The organism is Bradyrhizobium sp. UNPF46 (genome assembly GCF_006658625.1).
Classification (GTDB): Bacteria; Pseudomonadota; Alphaproteobacteria; order Rhizobiales; family Xanthobacteraceae; genus Bradyrhizobium; species Bradyrhizobium nitroreducens.
In genome coordinates this window covers 68,375-89,158 of sequence record NZ_LFJB01000067.1, presented here as the reverse complement: position 1 = coordinate 89,158, position 20,784 = coordinate 68,375, and the positions used below count along the sequence as shown (strand labels likewise).

Sequence of the window (20,784 nt, the reverse complement as noted above, 5' to 3'; positions counted from 1 at the left end):
GCGGACCGGGCATCTCGTTGACGGAAGAAGCGATGTCGTTGGGAGATCCGGCATGGCCAAGCGCGTTCTCGCGATCGGCATCGAACCCGGCAGTGCCGACTACAGCGCATTCCCACAGCTGACGCCGGAGCTCGTGCGCAACTACATCGAGGCGCAGCTGTTGCGCCTGCGCGATCTCGGCTTCGAGGTCACGAGCTGCCTGATCGATCTCGACGTCACCGCGGAAGCCGTCGTCACGGCGGCCCTGCGCGATCAGCGTTTCGACTGCATCGTGATCGGCGCCGGCCTGCGCGAACCGAAGGAGCGCCTCGTGCTGTTCGAGAAGGTGCTCAACCTCGTCCACCGCCTCGCGCCTGACGCTGCGATCTGCTTCAACACCAATCCGGCCGACACCGTCGATGCGGTGCGGCGCTGGATCGAGCCCTGAACGCCGGCCCTTGCTTCAGCACTGGCGAGCCGTGGTGCTGGGCGACGAGCCATTTGCCGTCGAGCCGAACAGCACTCCTTTGCGATGGCTCAATGACGGCGGCCGCCGCCCGGAGTAGATTTACTTCGATTATCGTGCCGGCCGCCAGTTCCGAAATTCGGCAATGGTGCCGGCTTTACTCTGCCCCGGGCGCTACGCAGGTGTGCCGGCAAACTGGAGGATTCGGAATGCTTCGCGGAATTGCTCTTGGACTTGCAGCCTGTCTCGCGGTTGCGGTCGCCATGCCGGTTCGTGAGGCGGTCGCCCAGGACGCCATCGGCGGCGCCATCATCGGCGGTATCGGCGGTGCGGTCGTCGGCGGCGCGATTGGGGGAGGCCGCGGCGCTGCCATTGGCGCCGTCGTCGGTGCCGGGACGGGCGCCGCCATCGCCTCCGAAGGCGAGCGTCGCCGCTCCGGCTACTACGCCTATCAGCGCGGCTGCTACATGCAGCGGCCGGATGGATACTACGTCCGGGTCCATCCGAGATATTGCTATTGAGCGATCGGGCTCAATTGCATCGTCCGACGGTGCCGCTGGCGGCGCCGGCCTCGAAATCACCCGGCGCGATCGCGTGCCCGTCGAAGAGCACGCCGATCTGGTTGCCGATTCCGAATTGCTCGGACCCGCGGCGGCGTTGATTGAGTAGCTGGACGATGTTCCACTCGTCGTGGGACCCGGCGCTGAACGTGACCGCAGCGCGCAGTGCATAGTAGTTGCGGAAGCCGCGTTTGCTGAGCCTGCCGGCATTCACGGTCTTCATCAGATCGGGGTCTGATCCAAGCCGCTGATCGAAATAGGCCTCGATCCTGTCCGCATCGCCCGCGCCGGTGAGTCCGAAAAACTGTGCGAAATCGGTCGGACCGGCGAAGTAGAAGAAGTCGATGTCCTCGCCATACCCTCCGCGCCCTTCGAGGATCTGGGTCCACATATACATGTAGTCCGCGCCCGTGGCCGTCTCCGGCAGATTGCCCTCCGCGCCCGGATTGAGAACCCAGGTCGCGGACGATCCAAATCGCTGCTCGATCCGCTCCTTGGTTCTCTGCGCCACATCCCGGTTCACACCGAAATAGCCGCCGCCCAGCGTCGACAGCGGGATGCTCAGATAGCCGGTCATCCTGCCGGTCGCGCGCTGGTCGGCGAGGAGTTGTCTGACCCTTGCGACATTGGCGGTGATCGCGTCCAGATTTGCCGCCGTGACGCAATAACACACGCCGGTCAGGGTGCAGGCGGTGGTCTTTTCGACAGGCGTTGGCCATATGCTGTTGAGGATCTGCGCAAGACGCGCGCCGCCCTTGGCGAGCTGATCGTGCTTCAATTCCGCCTGCTTGGTCGCATACGCCGCCTCATCGTCAACACGCACCTGCCATCGGCCGTGATCCGCGGCGGCGAAGCTCAGGCCGGCGAATGCCGCGTGCGAGACCATGACCGTCTCGCTTGCCCAGGTCGCCGCAAGCGCGTCGACCGGTCCCGGTGTCTTCCCGACCGCTTTCGCCTTCTTGATCAAATCCGGACTCGCATTCTCGCCGAGGTCTTCCGCAATCGCGTCCCACTGGCTGTGCAGATTGTTCTCGGCAGGGCCTAGCAGGTTGCCGCCTCGCGTCTCGGTCGCGGGATTGAGGCCGCCCTGGTCCGGATTTACGAGCTGGCCGGACTGATCGAGGTAGACAGCGCCAACATGCAGCGGCTGGTGCAGATCGCCGACGAAATGCGCCAGCAACAGCAACGCTTCCTTCTTGTCGCGGATCGAGAACGGCAGCGGCGCCGGCTGGCCGCGAAGGACCGAAATCGCGGCGTTGATGGCGCCAACGATATCGTGGTCGCTGGTGCCGACATAGCCGCGCTTGTAATCGTCGTGCTGGATGGCGACGTCGGCGAAATGATAGGCTTCGCCGCAGCCGTGCCCCTTCGCGGCTTCGCAATCCAGCCAGTTGCGCGAAACATAGTCTTCCATGCGCGCCGTCTCGGCCGGCGTCTCGAAGGCCGTGCAGGGAATCCGATATTCCGGCTTGGTCGGCGCGTAGCGGAAGGTGCCGTCGGGCAACCGCGCCACGCTGCGGACGCAATCGGCCCAAGGGGCCGCGACGCGGAGCTCGAAGCCGAGAATGTTGGCGACCTGCTGCCGCGCGTTGGGACCGAGCAGTTGATCCGCAATAGCGCCGGTCACCTCGTGGCCCTGATAGGCCCAGGCGAAGGCGCGTTCGCTGAAGCTGATGAAGGCGATCGCGGCAATGACAAAAATCCGAGCGGCCATGGACTGTCTCCAGAAATGAAGCTCTAGAAATGGGCGGCCGGAAAAGCGACCGCACACGGCGCGGCTAACTCTGCAATGACACTACCTTACATCGTGCGACGAAATTATTGCAATCGAAAGCGATGCGCCCCCCCGGCTTTCGCTAGATCAACCTCAACCCGCGCAAGCTCGCATGTCCACCCTTCCCGACGATGATGTGGTCGTGCACGGCAATCCCGAGCGGCCTTGCGATGTCGATGATCGCCTTCGTCATTTGGATATCGGCCTGCGAGGGCGAGGGATCGCCGCTGGGGTGGTTGTGCACCAGGATCAGCGCGGTCGCCGATAATTCCAGCGCGCGCTTGACCACCTCGCGCGGGTAGACCGGGGTGTGGTCGACGGTGCCGGTCTGCTGCACCTCGTCGGCGATCAGCTGGTTGCGCTTGTCGAGGAACAGCAGGCGGAACTGCTCCTTGTCGGCGAACGCCATGCTGGAGCGGCAATAGTCGATCACCTCGTTCCAGGACGATAGCGCGTTACGGCTGTTGACCTCGCCCTTGGTCACGCGGCTCGCTGCGGCCGCAATCAATTTGAGCTGGTTGATCGCGGCATCGCCGACACCATCGACCTCGCGCAGCCGCGCGACAGGGGCGTGCACGACCTCGGCGAACGAGCCGAAGGTCTTGATCAGCGCCTTCGCCAGCGGCTTGGTGTCGCGCCGCGGCAGCGCCGGAAACAGCGCCATCTCCAGCAGCTCGTAATCGCTCAGCGCATCGGGACCGGCGCTGTAGAAGCGCTCGCGCAGCCGTTCGCGATGGCCGTGATAATGCGGCGCGTCCTCAGGCTTGCTCTTGTCGTGGTGCGGCTTGGCGGGCATCGGCCGCCAGCATTGCCGGGGACCCGCGTTTTTGCAACCATCAATTGCGCCCCTGCGCGCCGGCCGGTTTGCCGAGAGCGGGTGCCGTGACGGCCACCACCCCGGCGAGAATGAGCGTCATCCCGGCAAGGCTGGACCAGCTCAAGTGCTCGCCGAGAATGGCGGTGCCGAGCGCCACGGCGAAGCCCGCGCGCAGATAGCTGCCGCTGGTCGTGCCGAGCGCGCCGAGCGTGCGGATCAGCCGGAAATAGATCACCATCGCAAAGGCCGTGCAGACCATCGCCAGCGCGATCACGGCGGCGATCGCCCGTGCGGGCGGCGGTGCCAGCCCCCACGGCTGTTCGAGAATGGCGGCGGCCGGGAGCATCAGCACCGCGGCGCAGCTCATCGCTCCGGCCGCCGTGACGATCGCAGGGAGCCCGGAGAAGCGCTGCCCCCAGATCGGCGCGAGCGCGTAGCAGAGGCTGGCGCCGAGCACTGCCATCTGCGCCAGAGGCGCAGCCGTGCCGACCCCGGACAGCGCATCGATGCCCATGGTCAGGGCCACGCCCGCGAGGCCGAGAGCAACGCCGATGACCTTCCGGCCGCTGATTGCCTGCCGCCCGCGTTTGGTCATGACAGCGATCGCGAGCACGAACATCGGCGGGGTCGCATTGAGCACGCCCGCGAGACTGCTTGCGATATGCATCTCGCCCCAGCTGATCAGGGTGAAGGGCAGCGCGCTTTGCAGCAGCCCCTGCACGAAGAAGGCGGCCCATACCGATCCCCGGCGGGGCAGGGCATGTCCTTGCGCAGCGGCGACCAGGATCAGGAGCAAGGCCGCGATCGTCACCCGCGCGGCAACCATCGTGAAGGGCGGAATGGTCGGGATGGCAATCTTGATCAGCGTGAACGAGCTGCCCCAGATCAGTGAGAGCAGCAGCAGGAGCCCGATGTCGATCGCGAGCGTGGTTTGTCGTGACGTCGTCGGTTGGGTCTGTGTGCTCACGCGATTTGCTCCTGCGGTGCTTGGCACCATGAGCCGGAGCCGCGAGGCAGGCTGGCTGAATTCGGACCTCATCGCCGGGTCGAGTCCGATTTCAGCTACTCGGCACGCCGTGCCGCGTCTATTCTCCTGCGATGACGCAAGGCCCGGCGCAGCGGCAAACGCTGCCACCGCATCTCGACTGGGACACCTGCGATCGGGCACGCCTCTCGCGTGCGCGCGCGTTCGACGGCCTGTTCTTCTCGGGCGTGCGCTCGACGCGGATCTATTGCCGGCCGGTCTGTCCGGTTCGCCCCGCGCGCTCGGAGAATGTCACCTTCTACGCGACCGCGGCGGCTGCGGAGCGCGCCGGCTTTCGCCCGTGCCTGCGCTGCCGGCCGGAAACCGCGCCGGGGTCGCCGGCCTGGATGGGGACCGCCACCACCGTTGCGCGTGGCATGCGCATGATCAACGACGGTTTCCTGGATCGGTCATCAATGGCGGAACTGGCTGAAGCTCTTGGGGTCGGGCCGCGTCATCTGCTCCGCCTGTTCATGCGACACGCCGGAGCGAGCCCGAGCGAGATCGCTGCGACCCGCCGCGTGCAGGAAGCCAAGCGCCTGATCGACCAGACCGAGATGAATTTGGCGGAGATTGCGTTTGCGGCCGGCTTCGGCAGCGTCCGCCGCTTCAACGACGCCTTTGCGGCGACTTACAAGAGGGCACCATCGTCATTCCGCCGCCGGCGGTAGCCGTTGCGCCGGGCTCACCCGATCTGCTTCTCGCCGTGCCGCTCCGACAGCGTGAAGATCTCGACGCCGGTCGCGGTGACGCCGACGGAGTGCTCGAACTGCGCCGACAGCGAGCGGTCGCGGGTCACGGCGGTCCAGCCGTCGGACAGGATCTTCACATGCGGCTTGCCGAGATTGATCATCGGCTCGATGGTGAAGAACATGCCGGGCTTGAGCTGCACGCCCTCGCCGGGCCGGCCGATATGGATGATGTTCGGCTCGTCGTGGAACATGCGACCCAGGCCATGGCCGCAGAAATCGCGCACCACGCTCATGCCCTGCGGCTCGACGAAGCTCTGGATGGCGTGGCCGATGTCGCCGGTGGTGGCGCCGGGCTTCACCGCGGCGATGCCGCGCATCATCGCTTCATAGGTCACCTCGATCAGCCGCTCGGCCTTGCGGGCGATCGGGCCGATCGCATACATCCGGCTGGAATCGCCATACCAGCCGTCGACGATGAAGGTGACGTCGATGTTGACGATGTCGCCTTCCTTCAGCGGACGGTCGCCGGGCATGCCGTGGCAGACCACGTGGTTGAGCGAGGTGCAGGTCGAGTAGCGATAGCCGCGATACATCAGCGTCGCCGGAAAGGCGCCGTGGCTGAAGGCGAAGTCGCGGACGAACTGGTCGATGCGCTCGGTCGGCACGCCGGGTCCGACGATGTCGGTGAGCTCGTCGAGGCACTTGGCCACCAGCGCGCCCGCCTTGCGCATGCCGGCAAAGGCGGCCGGGCCATGCAGCTTGATCTGTCCGGTCTTGCGCAGCGAGGTATCGGTGGCTTCGACGTAGCTCATGCTTGGGCGGTCTTCTGGGGCTGATCAGGACTTCGGCGGAAAGGCTTGATTTCAGGCCCCAATTTAATGATTGCGGGCCTTCATGCAAGCCGAGCGTGCCCGCTCTGGCTCGAAAGAGGCCTAATTCGGGACTTCTACGGTGGTTTCGACCGGCAGCGCGCCGCCGCGGATGCGGATTTCGCGGACCGGATAGGGAACCCGGATGCCCTCGCGCTTGAAGGCGTCCCACAGTGCCAGCATCACGTCGCTCTTGACCTTGTCCATGCCGTCGGGATCGGCGATCCAGAAGGTCAGCGAGAACTTCATCCCGGCCTCGGCGAACTCGGTCAGGATGCAGGTTGGCGGCTTGCCTTTCTGCGCCCGCGGATGGGCTTCCGCGGTCTCGGCCGCAAGCTTGCAGACCAGCTTCGGGTCGGCGTCGTAATTGGTGCCGAGGGCGATCTTCACCAGCGTGTTCTTGTCGGTATAGGTCCAGTTGACGACCTTCTGCGTCACCAGGTCTTCGTTGGGCACCAGGAACTCGCGGCCGTCACCGGCGGCCACGGAAATATAGCGCGTCTTCATCGCGCTGATGCGGCCGGTATTGTCGCCGATGGTGACGAGATCGCCGGGTTTCACCGACTTGTCGGCGAGCAGGATGATGCCGGAGATGAAATTGGCGACGATCTTCTGCAGGCCGATACCGATGCCGACGCCGACCGCGCCGGAGAACACCGCGAGCGCCGACAGGTCGATCCCGACGGCGCCGAGCGCAATGACGATGGCGACGGCCAGCAGCCCGATGCGGATGATCTTGACCAGCAACACCTGCACCGACGGTGTCAGATCGCTGGTCGCGTTGATCCGGCTCTCGGCGAAATTGCTCGCGATGTTGGTGGCCCAGAGAGCGATGAGAAGCAGCGCACCGGCCTTGAGCACCAAGAGCGGGGTCAGCCTGAGGCCGCCGAGCACGATCGCGAAGGAATCGAGCAGGTCGACGGTGGTATCGAGCTGCCCGAGGATGGACAGCGCGGCGATGAACCACGCCGTGATCGACACCAGGCGGACGATGAAGGCATTGCGCAGCACCGAGGTGACGAGCCGGATCACGAGCCAGGCTAGTCCGAGCTTGGCGGCGACCATCAAGAGATAGGAGCGGCTCGGCCAGGTCGCGTGGTACATCACGAGGCGCGAGACGATCACGAGCAGGGTGAACACGGCCGTCGAGGCGCTGGAGACCATCACCCGGGCAAAGTGCCGGAGCGGCAGTGGCCAGCGCATCGCCAGCGAGCTCATGTCGACCCGGCTGCGGATGGCGGCCTCCGCGGCATAGGCGATACCGGCCGCGGCCAGGATGAGACCGAATTGCAGGTAGAACCAGGGCGAGGAGATTTCCGCCCCGACGCTGCGCGCGGTGGTCTGCACGAACTCCATGAAGTCCTTGAGGTCCATGTCCATCGGTCTCGTCGGCAAGCGGGGAGGGATTGATTCGGGGGAGCCGCAGAATCCCACAAAGGGCGTGGCCGAGCCATCGATACACCGGCATGTGATGGACGTTAAGGCCGTAAAATACGGGCAGATTGCCGCGAGACGCGAAAATGGGTTGGCGCGCACAGGCGGCGACGATAGAGATGCCATTCCTGCTGCTTTGACCTGGAAGGTGGATGGCCTCTCTCGACTCCGTCAGCCTCGCCATATTGCTCGGCGCCGTCCTCGTCATGGCCGGTATCCTGTCGAGCCTGCTCGCGCTGCGCTTCGGCGCGCCCCTGCTGCTCGTCTTCCTCGCGGTCGGCATGCTCGCCGGGGATTCCGGTCCCGGGCAGATCCAGTTCGACGACGTCCGCACCACCTATCTGGTCGGCTCGGTGGCGCTCGCGCTGATCCTGTTCGACGGCGGCCTGAAGACGCGTTTTGCCAGCATCCGCACCGTGCTCGCGCCGTCCGTGGTGCTGGCGACCGCCGGCGTGCTCTTGACCGCGCTGATCACGGCGCCGTTCGCCAAATTCGCGCTCGATCTCAACTGGACGGAATCGCTGCTGGTCGGCGCCGTGGTGGCCTCGACCGACGCCGCCGCGGTGTTCCTGCTGGTGCACACCCAGGGCCTGCGCCTGCGCCCGCGCGTCGGCGCGACGCTGGAGGCCGAATCCGGCACCAACGATCCCTTTGCGATCTTCCTCACGCTCATGCTGGTCGAGTACATCTCGCTGGGATCGAGCTCGGCGGGCCATGTGGCGATGGAGTTCATCCAGGAGGCGGTGCTGGGCGCCGTCGTCGGCTTCCTTGGGGGACGCCTCGTCGTCATCGCGCTCAACAAGGTGGCGCTGCCGCAGGGGCTGCACGCGCCGTTCGTGACCACGGGCGCGCTGGTGATCTTCGGCGGCTCGCAGATGATGCACGCCTCCGGCTTCCTCGCGGTCTATCTCGCCGGCATCATCATCGGCAACCGGCCGACGCGCGCGCATAATTCGGTGGTGGCCTTCCTCGATGCCGCGACCTGGCTGGCACAGATCGTGATGTTCGTGCTGCTCGGCCTCCTGGTGTCGCCGAGCCGGTTGGGTACCAGCATCGTGCCGGCGGTCGCCGTCGCGCTCGTGCTGATGCTGGTTGCGCGGCCGATCGCGGTGTTCGCCTGCCTTGCGCCGTTCCGCTTCAACTGGCGTGAAAGGACCTTCATCGCCTGGACCGGCCTGCGCGGTGCGGTCGCGATCTTCCTGGCCTCGATCCCGATGCTGGTCGGCCTGTCCAAGGCCTATCTCTATTTCGACGTCGCCTTCGTCGTCGTCATCATCTCGCTGCTGCTGCAGGGCTGGACCCTGGCGCCGGCCGCGCGCAAGCTGCATGTGGCGCTGCCGCGCGCCGAGCGCGGCCCGCGCCGTGTCGAGCTGGACCTGCCGGGCCAGCTCGAGCAGCAGCTGGTCGGTTATCCCGTGCGGCCCAAGAGCCTCTATTTTCGCCGCGGCCTGATCCCGTCCTGGTCCAAGCCGACGCTGGTGATTCGCAACGAGAACATCCTGACGCCGCTAGAGGCCGATCCGATCGCGCCCGGCGACTACATCTATCTGCTGGCGCCGCCGGAAAAGGCCGAGTCGCTCGACCGCTTCTTCGTCGACATGCAGCCGAGCACCGCGCCGGACCCGCATCTGCTCGGCGACTTCATGGTCTCCGGCGAGCACACGCTGGCCGAGCTCGCCGAGGTCTACGGCGTGAAGGTGAGTGAGGACGAGGGCAAGCTGACGCTCGCCGATTATTTCGACGTCCATCTCGACCGCGCGCCGAAGGAGGGCGCCGAACTCGCGCTGGACGAGATCGTGCTGGTCGCGCGCAGCATCTCCGGCGGCCGCGTCAACGTCGTCGGCCTGCGTCTGCCGGAAGAAGACGAGACGCCCCCGCCGCTGACGCGCGCGCAGGCGCTGCGGAAGAGGCTTTCGGACGTGTGGGCTTCGGTGGCGGGGGTCTAGAACGTTTTCGAGCGAAGTGGACACCGGTTCGCGTGAAGAAAACGCGTCAAAACGAGAATCTAGAGCTTCGGTTCTGATTCAATCAGAACCGAAAATGCTCTAGCCACTTCGCGAGAACGGTAAGCGCGCGACAAAAATCGCGGTGTCATTGCCCGCGAAGGCGGGCTATCCAGTATTCCAGAGGCGGGGGTGGTTGAACCGAGAGGCCGCGGCGTACTGTCATGCCCCGGTCAAGCCGGGGCATGACAGCGATGGTGAGGCGGAAGTATGCCCAGACAAGCTGCCAGCCCCCTCACGCCAGCACCTTCACCCCGCCGAAACTCGTCACCCGGCCCTGCTTGAGCATCACGATCTGCGTGGCGAGCTGGCGCAGCTCGGCGGCGTCGTGGCTGACATAGACCATCGGTACGTTGGCCTCGTCGCGCAGCCGGACGAGATAGGGCAGGATCTCGAGCTTGCGGGCCTCGTCGAGCGCGCCGAGCGGTTCGTCGAGCAGCAAGAGGCGCGGCCGCGAGAGCAGCGCGCGTCCCAGCGCGACGCGCTGACGCTCGCCGCCGGAGAGCTTTCCGGGCCGACGATCCAGCAGCGCGCCGATGTCGAGCAAATCGACGACACGCGTATGCTGCGCCGGATCGGGCGCTAGTCCGTTCATGCGTCGTCCATAATCGAGATTTTGCGCGACGCTGAGGTGCGGGAACAGCCGCGCGTCCTGGAAGACGTAGCCGATGCGGCGGCGATACGTCGGCACATGGATGCCGGCGGCGGTGTCGTCGACGGTCTCGCCGTCGATCACGATGGTGCCGCGGTCGGGCCGCAGGAGGCCGGCGATCATGTTGACCAGGGAGCTCTTGCCGGCGCCGGATGCGCCGAACAGGCCGATAACACGGCCTTCGCCGGCAAAATTGGCCTGGAGCGAAAACTCGCCGAGCTTCTTTTCGATGTCGACCCGCAGCATGGTCAATTCCCGTGCAGGCGCGCCGTCGCACGACGGGCGAACCATTCGGCCGCGATCAGCGCGCCAAGCGCCAGCACGATCGAGACGATGACGAGCCGGCCAGCCGCGGCATCGCCGTCCGGCGTCTGGATCAGCGAGTAGATCGCCGACGAGATCGTCTGGGTCTCGCCGGGAATGTTGGAGACGAAGGTGATGGTGGCGCCGAACTCGCCGATCGCCTTGGCGAAGCCGAGCACCATGCCGGCGAGCACGCCGGGCAGCGCCAGCGGCAGCGTCACCGTGAAAAACACTTTCCACGGCGCCGCACCGAGCGTCTCCGCGGCCTGCTCGAGCCGCCGGTCGATCGCCTCGATCGACAGCCGCATCGGCCGCACCAGGAGCGGAAATGCCATCACGCCGCAGGCGAGCGCGGCGCCGGTCCAGCGGAACGAGAACACGATGCCGAGATGGTCGGCGAGGAATCCGCCGACCAGGCCTTTGCGGCCGAACGTCAGCAACAGCAGATAGCCGGTGACGACAGGCGGCAGCACCAGCGGCAGATGCACGAGCGCGTCGAGCACCGACTTGCCCCAGAAATCGCGCCGCGCCAGCAGCCACGCCAGGGCGATGCCGAAGGGCGTCGCGACCAGCGTGGCGATGATCGCGACCCTGAGCGAGAGCAGGATCGCGGTCCATTCGGCGGGAGATATCTCGGGCATCAAGTGCTGAATATCAGATTGTCGGGCTGACCAGGAACTTGAAGCCGTATTTCTCCAGAATGGTCTTGGCGGCCGAGGAGCGCAGGAAGGCGAGATAGTCGTTGGTCTCGGCCTTTGCGGTCGTGGTCGCGGCGACCGGATAGATGATCGCCGGATGCGACTCCGCCGGGAAGGTGCCGACGATCTTCACGCCCGGCTCGACCTTGGCATCGGTGGAATAGACGATACCGAGCGCAGCCTCGCCGCGCGCCACCAGCGTCAGCGCCGCGCGCACGCTCTCGGCCATGGCGAATTTCGGCTCGGCCGCCTGCCAGGCGCCGAGCTTCTCCAGCGCTGCCTTGGCATATTTTCCGACAGGGACCGACTTGACGTCGCCGGTCGCGATCCTGCCGTCGCCGGCGAGCTTGGCAAGGTCGAAGCCTTGCGCGATGGTGACGTTGTCGATCTTGGAATCCTTCGGCGCGATCAGCACGATGCTGTTGCCGAGCAGGTTCACGCGGGAAGGCACGTTGATGGTCTTCTTGGAGATTGCATAATCCATCCAGTCGGTGTCGGCCGAGACGAATACGTCGGCCGGCGCGCCCTGCTCGATCTGCTTGGCAAGCACGGAGCTTGCGGCATAGCTGACGCTGAACTTCACGCCGGTCCTGACGGTATAGGCGGCATCGATCTCGTCGAGCGCGTTCTTCATCGACGCGGCGGCGAACACGGTGATGGTCTTGTCCTCGGCGGCGGCCGGCGAAAGGCTCGCGCCTGCGAGGATCACGAAGGCGGTGAAAAGTCCTGCAATGCGTAACATGGAGCGCTCCGTGCGAGTCCGCACACGCAGGATGCATGCGCCGGACTGGCGTTGGTGGGTCGGTCGCGACGGGTGGAAGCGCTGCTCCACGGAGCCCCGGCTGCGGCTTACGGCCGGCAGGGATATCGCAATTGCGAAGATAGCAGGGGCCGCGGCCTCAGGTCAAAGGGTGGCCGCTGGTCCGGCAGACAATGCTATTGAACGGGGAGGAACGCGATTGCGACCGCATTCTCCCTGGCGCCGCTGATCTGGAGCACGAAGGGCTGCGCCGACAACTGGTATTTCACGGTCTTGCGGATGCCGCTGCAATCGGTCGCACCGCTGAAGGCCACGGGCTTGAGGACATGCCCATCCTGGATCACGTCGATCCAGGCGCCGGCGGAAAGGCTGATCGTGTAGAGCCCGGCCTTGGCGGACTTGACGCTGGTGAAGCCGGCAAAGGTGCCGTCCTTTGGCGCGCGCTCCGGCGGCGAGGGCAGCTTTGCCTCGCTCGGGACGACCAGCCCGAGCGTGATGGCTGAGGCCGGCAAGGCCGCCTGCTCGCTGCCCGAGGCGAGCCTGGCGAGGTCGGGTGCGGTGAGCGCGGCACGCTCGCGCTCGATCGACCATTTGAACTTGTCGCAGCCGCTGGGCTCTTCGGCGGCGGATGCGGAGGTCGCGCTGAACAACAGCGCAGCGAGGAGGGCGAGGACGCGCATGTGAAATCCCATCGTTGGCCACGCGAGAAGGTGCGAGGCGTGCGGTCAGGCTTTTTGAACGACGGGATGCGCGTCCCGGGAATGCCGCGAGCTTACGGCAGGGCGGCGAGGCGATCCTAGCGCACTGGAGTGGTCCGAACCAATCAACGACTTCGTCATCCCGGGGGCGCGCCTCAATCACGGCCGTCATCCCGGACAAGCGTCAGCGCAGATCCGGGATCCATAACCACAGGGAGAAGTATGGCGAAGATTCGGAGTTACCACTTCGCCCGACAACCCCGCCCTGTGGGTATAGGTCCCGGATCTGCGCTGACGCTTGTCCGGGACGACAGCAATGGGGAGGCGACAGTATGCCCGTACACACGCTCTCTACGGCTTCGCATCCGCGGCGTGCAGCACCGCCTTGCAGGCCGCGGGCATCTGCGCCAGCGTCATCGGCGGTCTTGGCTTGGGCGGCTCCGGCGGCGGCTTGGGGTGCAGCACGGCGTCGGAGAACCAATAGGCGAGATCGGCGGGCTTGCAGCCTTCGTCCTCGGCCTGCGACGGCTGGCCTTCGCATTCGCCTGATCCTGCCGGGCAGCGCATGCGGATGTGGAAGTGGTAGTCGTGGCCCCACCAGGGGCGGATCTTCGACAGCCAGGCGCGGTCGCCCTTGGCCTCGCGGCACAGCGCCTTCTTGATCGCGGCATTGACGAAGATGCGCTGCACCGCCGGCTCACGCGCCGCATCGCGCAGCACCAGCACATGGCTCGCCGTGAACACCTTCGGGTCGATGTCGAGCCGGTCCTGGCGCACCATCATCACCGCCGACATGTCCTCGCGCTCCTCGCGCGAGAGGCGGCGGTCCGGCATCGGCGTCAGCCAGATGTCGGCATCGAGACCGATCTGGTGGCTGGCATGGCCCGACAGCGCCGGGCCGCCGCGCGGCTGGGCGATGTCGCCGACCAGGATGCCCGGCCATCCCGCGTCCTTGTGCGCCCTGGCCGCGAGCCGCTTGATCAGCGCGATCATGTCGGGGTGGCCGTAGCTGCGATTGCGCGACAGCCGCATCACCTGCCAATGATCGCCGTTGACCGGGATCTGCTCCGCGCCGCCGATGCAGCCCCTGGTGTAGGAGCCGATGACATGGGCCGACCCCTTCGACGGCAGCAGCTTGCGCGCGAACAGCTCCTTGGCGGCGACGTCGGGGTCGTTCGGATTGGCGAGCGGCGGCAGCGGCTTCGGGTTGATGCTGCCCTTGTCCTGGGCCAGCGCGCCGCCGGCGGCCAGAAGCGTCACGACGAGCAGGAGAGGGGCGACGCGGCGGGGATTCATGCTGATTCCCTTATAGCCCAACGCCGCCTCAGGGGTAAGAATGTGACTTTCGCCCGGCCGCAATCTCACGCCGTCTTTACAGCCTTTGCCTCAGCGCAAAGCTCACCCGACACGACGGTCCCCGTGTTCCATGATCTCGTCCGAAAGTCCGCGTCTTTTCGCCGGCCGACCCGGTTTTTTAACAATGCGATAACCGTATCCCGCATTGACCAAAATTCGTGCGCGGAACGAGATTCGCTTCGATCCCGTATACAATCGAATGCGTGATCGGAATTGATTCATGGAGAGGGCGTGTTTTTGCGCCACCTCTCTCCTCGATTGCGACGAAGCCGCGTGTCTGGCGCGCCGCTTGGCCCGCTTGCGCCTCGCAAACAGGCACGAAAGCCCGACCCGAGGTGCTCGCAAGGCGCTGTCCTGGCGCGCGCGGTCACCCAAGATTACTTTTTTTTCAGACACTTGCCCCAAAACTTGCGGCCGCCGGGCGCGATTGGGACGAGTGAAGTTGAGTTTGGGGTCTCGAAAACCAAGAAAACGAAACAGAGGCGTGCTTGCCCGAGCCGGCCAATTGCCGCGCAAGCCACGCTTCGCGCGCGTGCCGCGCGCCCTGTCCGAGCGCGACGAGGTCCTGCGCAGCCGCGCCGAGGCGGAAGCCGCCATCGCCGAGGCGCGCAAATCCCATGAGCGACTGCGCCAGGCCGTCGACATCCTGCCGCAAGGCATCGTGTTTCTGGATGCCGAAGGCCGCTACGTCCTCTGGAACAAGAAATACGCCGAGATCTACAGCAAGACCGCCGATCTGTTCGAGGAAGGCGCGCGTCTCGAAGACACACTGCGCATCGGCGTTGCCCGCGGCGACTATCCGGAAGCCCTCGGCCACGAGGATGAGTGGATCGCCGAGCGGCTGCAGAAGCTTTATCAGCCGGGTGCACGCCACGAGCAGAAGCTGTCGGACGGCCGCGTCATCCTGATCGACGAGCGGCTCACCGACGACGGTGGCGTGGTTGGTCTGCGCGTCGACATCACCGAGCTCAAGCAGCGCGAGGCCTCGTTCCGCCTGCTGTTCGACGGCAATCCCGTTCCCATGATCGTCTGCGCGCTCGACGACGAGCGCATCCTCGGCGTCAACGACGCCGCGATCGCGCATTACGGCTACAGCCGCGCCGAGTTCGAGCGGCTGAAGATCCGCTCCCTGCAGGCCTTCGACAGCGAGCCGCCCTGGACCGTCGACCACTCCAGCGAGGAGCAGGCCGGCCGCACCTGGAAGCACGTCAAGGCCGACGGCGCGCTGATCGACCTTGCGATCTATTCCCGCGAGCTGACCTATGCCGAGCAGCCCGCCGTGCTGCTGGCGCTGATGGACATCACCGAGCGCAAGCGCGCCGAGGCGCGGCTCGCCTTCATGGCCCAGCACGACACCCTGACCGGCCTGCCCAACCGCACCCTGCTGCGCCAGCAGATGGACGAGATGCTGCTGCACACGCGGCGCGGCGCCGAGAAAGTCGCGCTCCTGATGCTGGGGCTGGACAATTTCAAGGCCGTCAACGACACGCTGGGACACGCGGTCGGCGACAAGCTGCTGCGCGGCGTCGCCAAGCGGCTGCGTTCGACGCTGCGCGAGGAAGACGCGCTGGCGCGACTCAATTCCGACGAGTTTGCGATCGTGCAGAGCGGGTTGACCCGGCCGGAAGATGCCGTGGGACTCGCAAAGCGCCTGCTCGAGGCCATCGCCGATCCCTATCTGCTCGACGGCCATTCCGTGGTGATCGGCGCTTCCATCGGCATCGCGATGGCGCCGGGCGATGGCGATGAGTCCGAGAAGCTGCTCAAGAGCGCGGACATGGCGCTGTCGCGGGCGAAACTGGATGCGCGCGGCAGCTTCGCCTTCTTCGAGGCCGCGCTGGATGCGAAAGCGCAGAGCCGCCGCAAGATCGAGGTCGAGCTGCGTGACGCGATCCGCAACGACGTGTTGCGGCCGTACTATCAGCCGCTGATCGACCTCTCGAGCGGCCGCATCACCGGCTTCGAAGCGCTGGTGCGCTGGCCGCATGCCGAGCGCGGCATGGTCTCGCCGGCCGAGTTCATTCCGGTCGCCGAGGACACCGGGCTGATCAACCCGCTCGGCGGGCTGATGCTGCGCCGGGCGTGCCTGGATGCCGCGGCCTGGCCGGACGACGTCCGCGTCGCCGTCAATTTGTCGCCGCTGCAGTTTCGCAGCGGCAATCTGCTCTCGATCGTGACCGACGCGCTGAAACATTCCGGCCTGCCGCCGCGGCGGCTCGAGCTCGAGATCACCGAAACGCTGCTCCTGGAGAAGAGCGCGCAGGTGCTGGCGACACTGCATGCGCTGCGCGCGCTCGGCGTGCGCATCTCCATGGACGATTTCGGCACCGGCTATTCCAGCCTCAGCTATCTCAGAAGCTTTCCCTTCGACAAGATCAAGATCGACCAGTCCTTCGTGCGCGATCTCGGCGCCAATCGCGAGGCCCAGGCGATCATCCGCTCCATCGTCAGCCTCGGCAAGGGCCTCGGTGTCACCATCACCGCAGAAGGTGTCGAGACCGAAGCCGAGCTGAGCTGCCTGCGCGCCGAAGGGTGCGACGAGGGCCAGGGCTTCCTGTTCAGCAAGGCCCGGCCCCATGCCGAGATCGTCAGCCTGCTCGCCGCGCAGCGCGGCATCGACGGCGACGAGGACGCCGCGATGGTGGCGTAGGCGGCGGATCAGGCCGGCACAAGACGGCCAAGACGATCTCAGAACTTGCGCGTCGCAAAGCATGCGTGCCCTATGCGATGGCTGGCGGCTGGTCGAACCTGCCGCGCGCTGCCAGCGTCTCATGATTGGATCGATCGAACGGATGCGACCCCATGACCTCTGATGCGCCTCCGCTGCCGCTGCCTGGCCCGCGCTATGCCCGCTTCTCCAGGCGGTTCAAGGCCGTTCTGCTCGACTGGATGCTGGCGATGGCGCTGCTGTTCGGCGCGCTGGCGGTCGCCAGCAATGTCGCGAGCGATGGGCTCAGCCGGAGTCTCGGTGTTGCGGTCGTCGTCATCCTGCTGCTCTACGAGCCGGTGCTGGTCTGGCGCGCCGGCGGCACGCTCGGCCATATCTGGACCAATTTGCGAATCGTCGACGACCGCGGCGGCAATCTGAGCTTCGCCAGGGCGCTCGCACGCTTTGCCGTCAAGAGCATTCTGGGCTGGTATTCGTTCGTGATCCTGGCCGCCACGCGCCGCAACCAGGCGGTCCACGATCTGCTGACGCATTCGACCGTCCAGATCCGCGATCCCGCCAAGGCGACGCCCGGCCAGTTCATCACGGAGCGGCGAGAGGATGATCCGGCGATGCCCTCGCGGCTGCGGCGTCTGCTCGTGACGGTGGTCTATCTGGCGCTCAGCGTCCTCTTCTATTTCGGCGTGCTCGCGGTGCTGGTCCGGGCCGGCCTGATGTCCCGCGCCTGCCTCAACCAGGACATTTGCAATGGAAGCGACCGCATCGTCGATACCGCCGCCGCCGTGGCCTTCCTTCTGATGATTGCGCTTGTGATCGGCATGGGTTGGCGAGGCCGGCTGATCGGTGCCCGCAGGGCGTAGACGGTGGTGGCGCCGCGCGCCGCCGCTCAGCTTCCGGCCAGGATCGCCTTCCCCACATCCTCGTAATGGCTATCCCGCGCCTGGATCTGCTGGGCGATGGCGTGCATGTCGCGGAAGCGGCGCTCGAACGGGTGCTTGCGGAACACCGCCGTTGCCCCCGCCATGTGATAGGCGGTGTCGACGATCTTGGCCGATTGATGGATGGTCCACGTTGCCGCCAGACGAACCGCGCTGCGATGCGCGGCGCTGAACTCGCCGGTCGCGGACAGCTCGCGCCACATCGCCTGCGCGGTGGCATAGAGATAAGCGCGCGCGGCGCGCCAATCGCCTTCGGTGCGGCCGATCAGGCCCTGGACCGCCCCGTTGTCGCGCATGGCGCTGGCCGACAGCGAGGGATGTTTTGCGCGCGCCAGAGCGATGGCGGCATCCAGCGTGGCACGAGCGACGCCGAGCGACACCGCGGCAAAGCCCAGGCTGAAGCTTGCGCCGGTGCCGATCCGGTAGAGCGGACCCGGCTGGCGCAGCGCGGCCGGCACGTCGCGAAAGGCCGTGAAGCGTTCGGCAATGAAGAGGTCGTTCACCTCGTAGGAATCCGTGCCGGTGCCGGCAAGGCCAATCGCCTGCCAGACGTCGTGCAACGTCGCGTGTGCGGCGGGGAAGAGGATGGTGCGCACCTCCGGCGAGCCGTCGGCATTTTTCCGCGGCGTGCCGTCGCATCCCACGATGCGGACATGCGCGCCCAGCCAGCTCGCCTGCCGTGAGCCCGAGGCGAAATCCCAGCGCGCCGTGACGCGATAGCCGCCCTCGACCGCGCGCGCTTCATGCGCGATCGCGCCCCAGGCGAGGATGCCGGGCGCCGTATTGAAGATCTCGTGCGCGGTGTCGTGATCGAGCGCCGCCGCGATCATCGCGCAGACCGTGCACTGGCCGAGACACCAGGCAGTGGAGGCATCCGCTTTCGCGATCTCCTCCAGCATCTGCATGAAGATCTCGATTGGGGCTTCTGCGCCGCCGAGGCTCTGCGGCAGCAGCGTGCGATAGAGCCCGTTGTCGATCAGGGCGTTCACGACGACAGGCGTCAGCCGCCGCGTCCGCTCGATCTCGTCCGCCTCGCGCGCGATCAGGGGACCGAGAGACCGCGCTCGCTCGACGAGGTCGATTGCCCTGGCCTTGTTCATGCCTCTTCCCGTGCCCTTCTTGATTGCTGTTCGACGGGCGGGCGGATGGTGGCCCATTCGTCGGGCTCGATCAAGGATGCCGCATCTGCGCGGCGAAAATCCTGCGATGTGCCAAATGCCTGTCTCGGCTAAAACACCTTGGAGTTGCATTGCGGTCCGTTCTGAACTCTACTGACGGTTTTCAGAGCGGGAGATTTCAATGGTCAGTTTGCGCGAACCGGGATTGGGACCGATTGTCGGTCACACCACTGATACGACGGCCAGAATTTGGGTCCGCGCCGCGGACCCCGCGGACGACAGGGCGCAGCTCGACGAAAATCGGCGCACCGTCGGTGTGATCGGGATCGTGGACAACAACAAGATCGGCGCAGCCTGGTACTTCCGGCTCAACCGGGAATTTGACCGCACGGGCACCTTCGTCCTCGGCTCGGACGTCCAGCTCGGGTACTATAACGCGACCGACCTCGACAGCGTGGAAGAAGTTGTTGTTGCGGTAACGCTCGACAAGAACGTGGCGGCAAAGCCGCTCACGCCGAATACGGCGTACACCGTCCGGGTCGGGGTGCTCACGGTCGACGATCCCACGCCGAACACATCCCGGACCTCGGACCTGGATCTCATCGCGATCCTGCCGGACATCGACATCATCAAGAACGATCTGTTGAGGCTCGATCGGTCGACATGCGAGGCGACGTTTCGAACTTTCCCACCTTCGGGGCAGGTCGCCGACTCTCTCGCCTTCCTGCTCGGATCGTGCCGCTATCCGGGGCTGCTCTGGAAGATCAAGGAGGCCGACCAGATATTCGGACCGATGTCCCTGCACTTCAAGGACGGTTCGATCGGCCCGGCAGCCTCCTTCACCATGATGTGCGGCGACCAGATCTATGCCGACATGCTCAATCGCTTCGTTCCGATCCTGCGGGCCGAGCGGTATGACGAATTCCAGGAGCGCTATACGACGGCCTATTCAGCGCAGAACCTGCGCAATCTGCTGCAGCGATCGAGCACCTACATGATCCTCGACGACCATGAGATCGAGGACAACTGGACCCAGGACCGGCTGAAAGGCGATCCTGGCAAGCACATGGTGTTCAACTACGCGGTCACCGCCTACATGAACTACCAATGGAGCCACAGTCCGCGCACATGGGGGCGCCTGCTGTATTACAAGTTCGATTGCGGCGGCTACCCGTTCTTCGTTCTCGACACGCGCACCCAGCGCTACAAGAACAACAACGACCGTCAGCTGGATCACGGGCTCCGCGACAATTACATGCTCGGCTATCCGACCATCGACGAGCATCATCCTGGGCAAATGCGCCGGCTGAAAGACTGGCTTTCGCAGATGCAGAGGGAGCGCAACAACGTCCCGAAATTCATCGTCTCATCCAGCGTCTTCGTTCCGAATGCGATGGACGAACGGATCGGCGACCGGACGGAGAAAGGTCTCGATGCTCAGCTGTTCGAGGTGAACGGAGACAATCGCGACGACAGCGACAGCTGGCCGGCATTTCCGCAGACGCGCAAGGAACTGCTCGACCATATCGTCGACGAATCCATTCAGAATGTCGTCTTTCTCTCCGGCGACATTCACTGCTCGAATGTCGCCGAGATCACTTTCGAGCGGGATCAGGGCCGGAAGAAGAAGATCCTGCCCCTCAAGGCATTCTCGGTCACGTCGTCGGCGTTTTACTGGCCATTTCCGTTCGCCGACGGAGACCCAAACGGGTATGTGCACGATTCCCGGCAGACCGAGCAATGGGATGCGTTTCCGCTCAAGGATGGCAAGACGCGCATGCATTACAAGTCATGGGGCTTCACCCAGGACGACAATTTCGCGCGCATCGAGATCGACAGGACGAAATCGCAGCTCAAGGTTCGTGTGTTCGATCGCAACGGCAAAGCCGTCGCGAATACCGATGCAACCTCTGGCGCGAACGTTCCGCTCGAGACCGACCTTCAGCTGGAGCCCTGGCGCTAGCCGCGAGCACGC

At 65.6% G+C, this 20,784-nt stretch carries 18 protein-coding genes; 7 read left to right on the top strand and 11 right to left on the bottom strand.

What is annotated here, in order from left to right; all coding sequences use genetic code 11:
• Nucleotides 1-52 precede the first annotated feature (52 nt).
• A complete protein-coding gene (locus UNPF46_RS25670; RefSeq protein WP_142251855.1) occupies nucleotides 53-427 on the top strand; it encodes a hypothetical protein in 375 nt (124 codons plus the stop codon).
• Nucleotides 428-654: 227 nt separating this feature from the next.
• Nucleotides 655-966, top strand: a complete 312-nt coding sequence (locus UNPF46_RS25665) for a YMGG-like glycine zipper-containing protein (protein WP_100179887.1) — start codon at nucleotides 655-657, stop codon at nucleotides 964-966.
• A 10-nt stretch (nucleotides 967-976) separates the two neighbouring features.
• Here UNPF46_RS25665 and UNPF46_RS25660 read toward each other — a convergent pair whose 3' ends face one another.
• The 3 genes from UNPF46_RS25660 to UNPF46_RS25650 all read right to left on the bottom strand — a co-directional run bounded on the left by UNPF46_RS25660 (nucleotide 977) and on the right by UNPF46_RS25650 (nucleotide 4,563).
• Nucleotides 977-2,719 (bottom strand): S1/P1 nuclease, encoded by a 1,743-nt coding sequence (locus UNPF46_RS25660; protein ID WP_142251854.1) that lies wholly within the window; start codon nucleotides 2,717-2,719, stop codon nucleotides 977-979.
• A gap of 142 nt (nucleotides 2,720-2,861) precedes the next feature.
• Nucleotides 2,862-3,575, bottom strand: coding sequence for a RadC family protein (gene radC, locus UNPF46_RS25655; protein WP_142251853.1), 714 nt, complete (start codon nucleotides 3,573-3,575; stop codon nucleotides 2,862-2,864).
• A 40-nt stretch (nucleotides 3,576-3,615) separates the two neighbouring features.
• Nucleotides 3,616-4,563 (bottom strand): DMT family transporter, encoded by a 948-nt coding sequence (locus UNPF46_RS25650; protein WP_142251852.1) that lies wholly within the window; start codon nucleotides 4,561-4,563, stop codon nucleotides 3,616-3,618.
• A gap of 131 nt (nucleotides 4,564-4,694) precedes the next feature.
• On the opposite strand from UNPF46_RS25650, the gene UNPF46_RS25645 reads away from it, so the two are divergent.
• A complete protein-coding gene (locus UNPF46_RS25645; protein ID WP_142251851.1) occupies nucleotides 4,695-5,291 on the top strand; it encodes a bifunctional transcriptional activator/DNA repair enzyme AdaA in 597 nt (198 codons plus the stop codon).
• Nucleotides 5,292-5,305: 14 nt separating this feature from the next.
• On the opposite strand, the gene map is transcribed toward UNPF46_RS25645, so the two are convergent.
• Together map and UNPF46_RS25635 are read right to left on the bottom strand one after the other, a co-directional pair.
• Nucleotides 5,306-6,124, bottom strand: coding sequence for a type I methionyl aminopeptidase (gene map, locus UNPF46_RS25640; RefSeq protein WP_100176874.1), 819 nt, complete (start codon nucleotides 6,122-6,124; stop codon nucleotides 5,306-5,308).
• A gap of 120 nt (nucleotides 6,125-6,244) precedes the next feature.
• The gene (locus tag UNPF46_RS25635) at nucleotides 6,245-7,561 is read right to left on the bottom strand and encodes a mechanosensitive ion channel family protein (RefSeq protein ID WP_181770104.1); all 1,317 of its coding nucleotides are present in this window, start codon (nucleotides 7,559-7,561) and stop codon (nucleotides 6,245-6,247) included.
• Between the two features lie 206 nt (nucleotides 7,562-7,767).
• Between UNPF46_RS25635 and UNPF46_RS25630 the strand changes: the two genes are divergently transcribed.
• Complete coding sequence (locus UNPF46_RS25630) at nucleotides 7,768-9,561, top strand: potassium/proton antiporter (RefSeq protein WP_100176872.1); 1,794 nt, start codon at nucleotides 7,768-7,770, stop codon at nucleotides 9,559-9,561.
• A gap of 292 nt (nucleotides 9,562-9,853) precedes the next feature.
• On the opposite strand, the gene modC is transcribed toward UNPF46_RS25630, so the two are convergent.
• From modC to mepA, 5 genes are all read right to left on the bottom strand, one after another.
• Nucleotides 9,854-10,516 (bottom strand): molybdenum ABC transporter ATP-binding protein, encoded by a 663-nt coding sequence (modC, locus tag UNPF46_RS25625; RefSeq protein ID WP_100181262.1) that lies wholly within the window; start codon nucleotides 10,514-10,516, stop codon nucleotides 9,854-9,856.
• A 2-nt stretch (nucleotides 10,517-10,518) separates the two neighbouring features.
• Nucleotides 10,519-11,214, bottom strand: a complete 696-nt coding sequence (gene modB, locus UNPF46_RS25620) for a molybdate ABC transporter permease subunit (RefSeq protein WP_142251849.1) — start codon at nucleotides 11,212-11,214, stop codon at nucleotides 10,519-10,521.
• Nucleotides 11,215-11,227: 13 nt separating this feature from the next.
• Nucleotides 11,228-12,013, bottom strand: coding sequence for a molybdate ABC transporter substrate-binding protein (gene modA / locus UNPF46_RS25615; RefSeq protein ID WP_142251848.1), 786 nt, complete (start codon nucleotides 12,011-12,013; stop codon nucleotides 11,228-11,230).
• 194 nt (nucleotides 12,014-12,207) lie between these two features.
• Nucleotides 12,208-12,711 (bottom strand): hypothetical protein, encoded by a 504-nt coding sequence (locus UNPF46_RS25610; protein ID WP_181770103.1) that lies wholly within the window; start codon nucleotides 12,709-12,711, stop codon nucleotides 12,208-12,210.
• Nucleotides 12,712-13,080: 369 nt separating this feature from the next.
• A complete protein-coding gene (gene mepA / locus UNPF46_RS25605; protein ID WP_142251846.1) occupies nucleotides 13,081-14,025 on the bottom strand; it encodes a penicillin-insensitive murein endopeptidase in 945 nt (314 codons plus the stop codon).
• 544 nt (nucleotides 14,026-14,569) lie between these two features.
• Between mepA and UNPF46_RS25600 the strand changes: the two genes are divergently transcribed.
• Nucleotides 14,570-16,735 (top strand): putative bifunctional diguanylate cyclase/phosphodiesterase, encoded by a 2,166-nt coding sequence (locus UNPF46_RS25600; RefSeq protein ID WP_142251845.1) that lies wholly within the window; start codon nucleotides 14,570-14,572, stop codon nucleotides 16,733-16,735.
• A gap of 152 nt (nucleotides 16,736-16,887) precedes the next feature.
• The gene (locus UNPF46_RS25595) at nucleotides 16,888-17,613 is read left to right on the top strand and encodes an RDD family protein (protein WP_142251844.1); all 726 of its coding nucleotides are present in this window, start codon (nucleotides 16,888-16,890) and stop codon (nucleotides 17,611-17,613) included.
• Nucleotides 17,614-17,639: 26 nt separating this feature from the next.
• On the opposite strand, the gene UNPF46_RS25590 is transcribed toward UNPF46_RS25595, so the two are convergent.
• Complete coding sequence (locus tag UNPF46_RS25590; protein ID WP_142251843.1) at nucleotides 17,640-18,791, bottom strand: acyl-CoA dehydrogenase family protein; 1,152 nt, start codon at nucleotides 18,789-18,791, stop codon at nucleotides 17,640-17,642.
• A 199-nt stretch (nucleotides 18,792-18,990) separates the two neighbouring features.
• On the opposite strand from UNPF46_RS25590, the gene UNPF46_RS25585 reads away from it, so the two are divergent.
• Nucleotides 18,991-20,772, top strand: a complete 1,782-nt coding sequence (locus UNPF46_RS25585) for an alkaline phosphatase D family protein (protein WP_142251842.1) — start codon at nucleotides 18,991-18,993, stop codon at nucleotides 20,770-20,772.
• The last annotated feature ends 12 nt before the right edge of the window (nucleotides 20,773-20,784 follow it).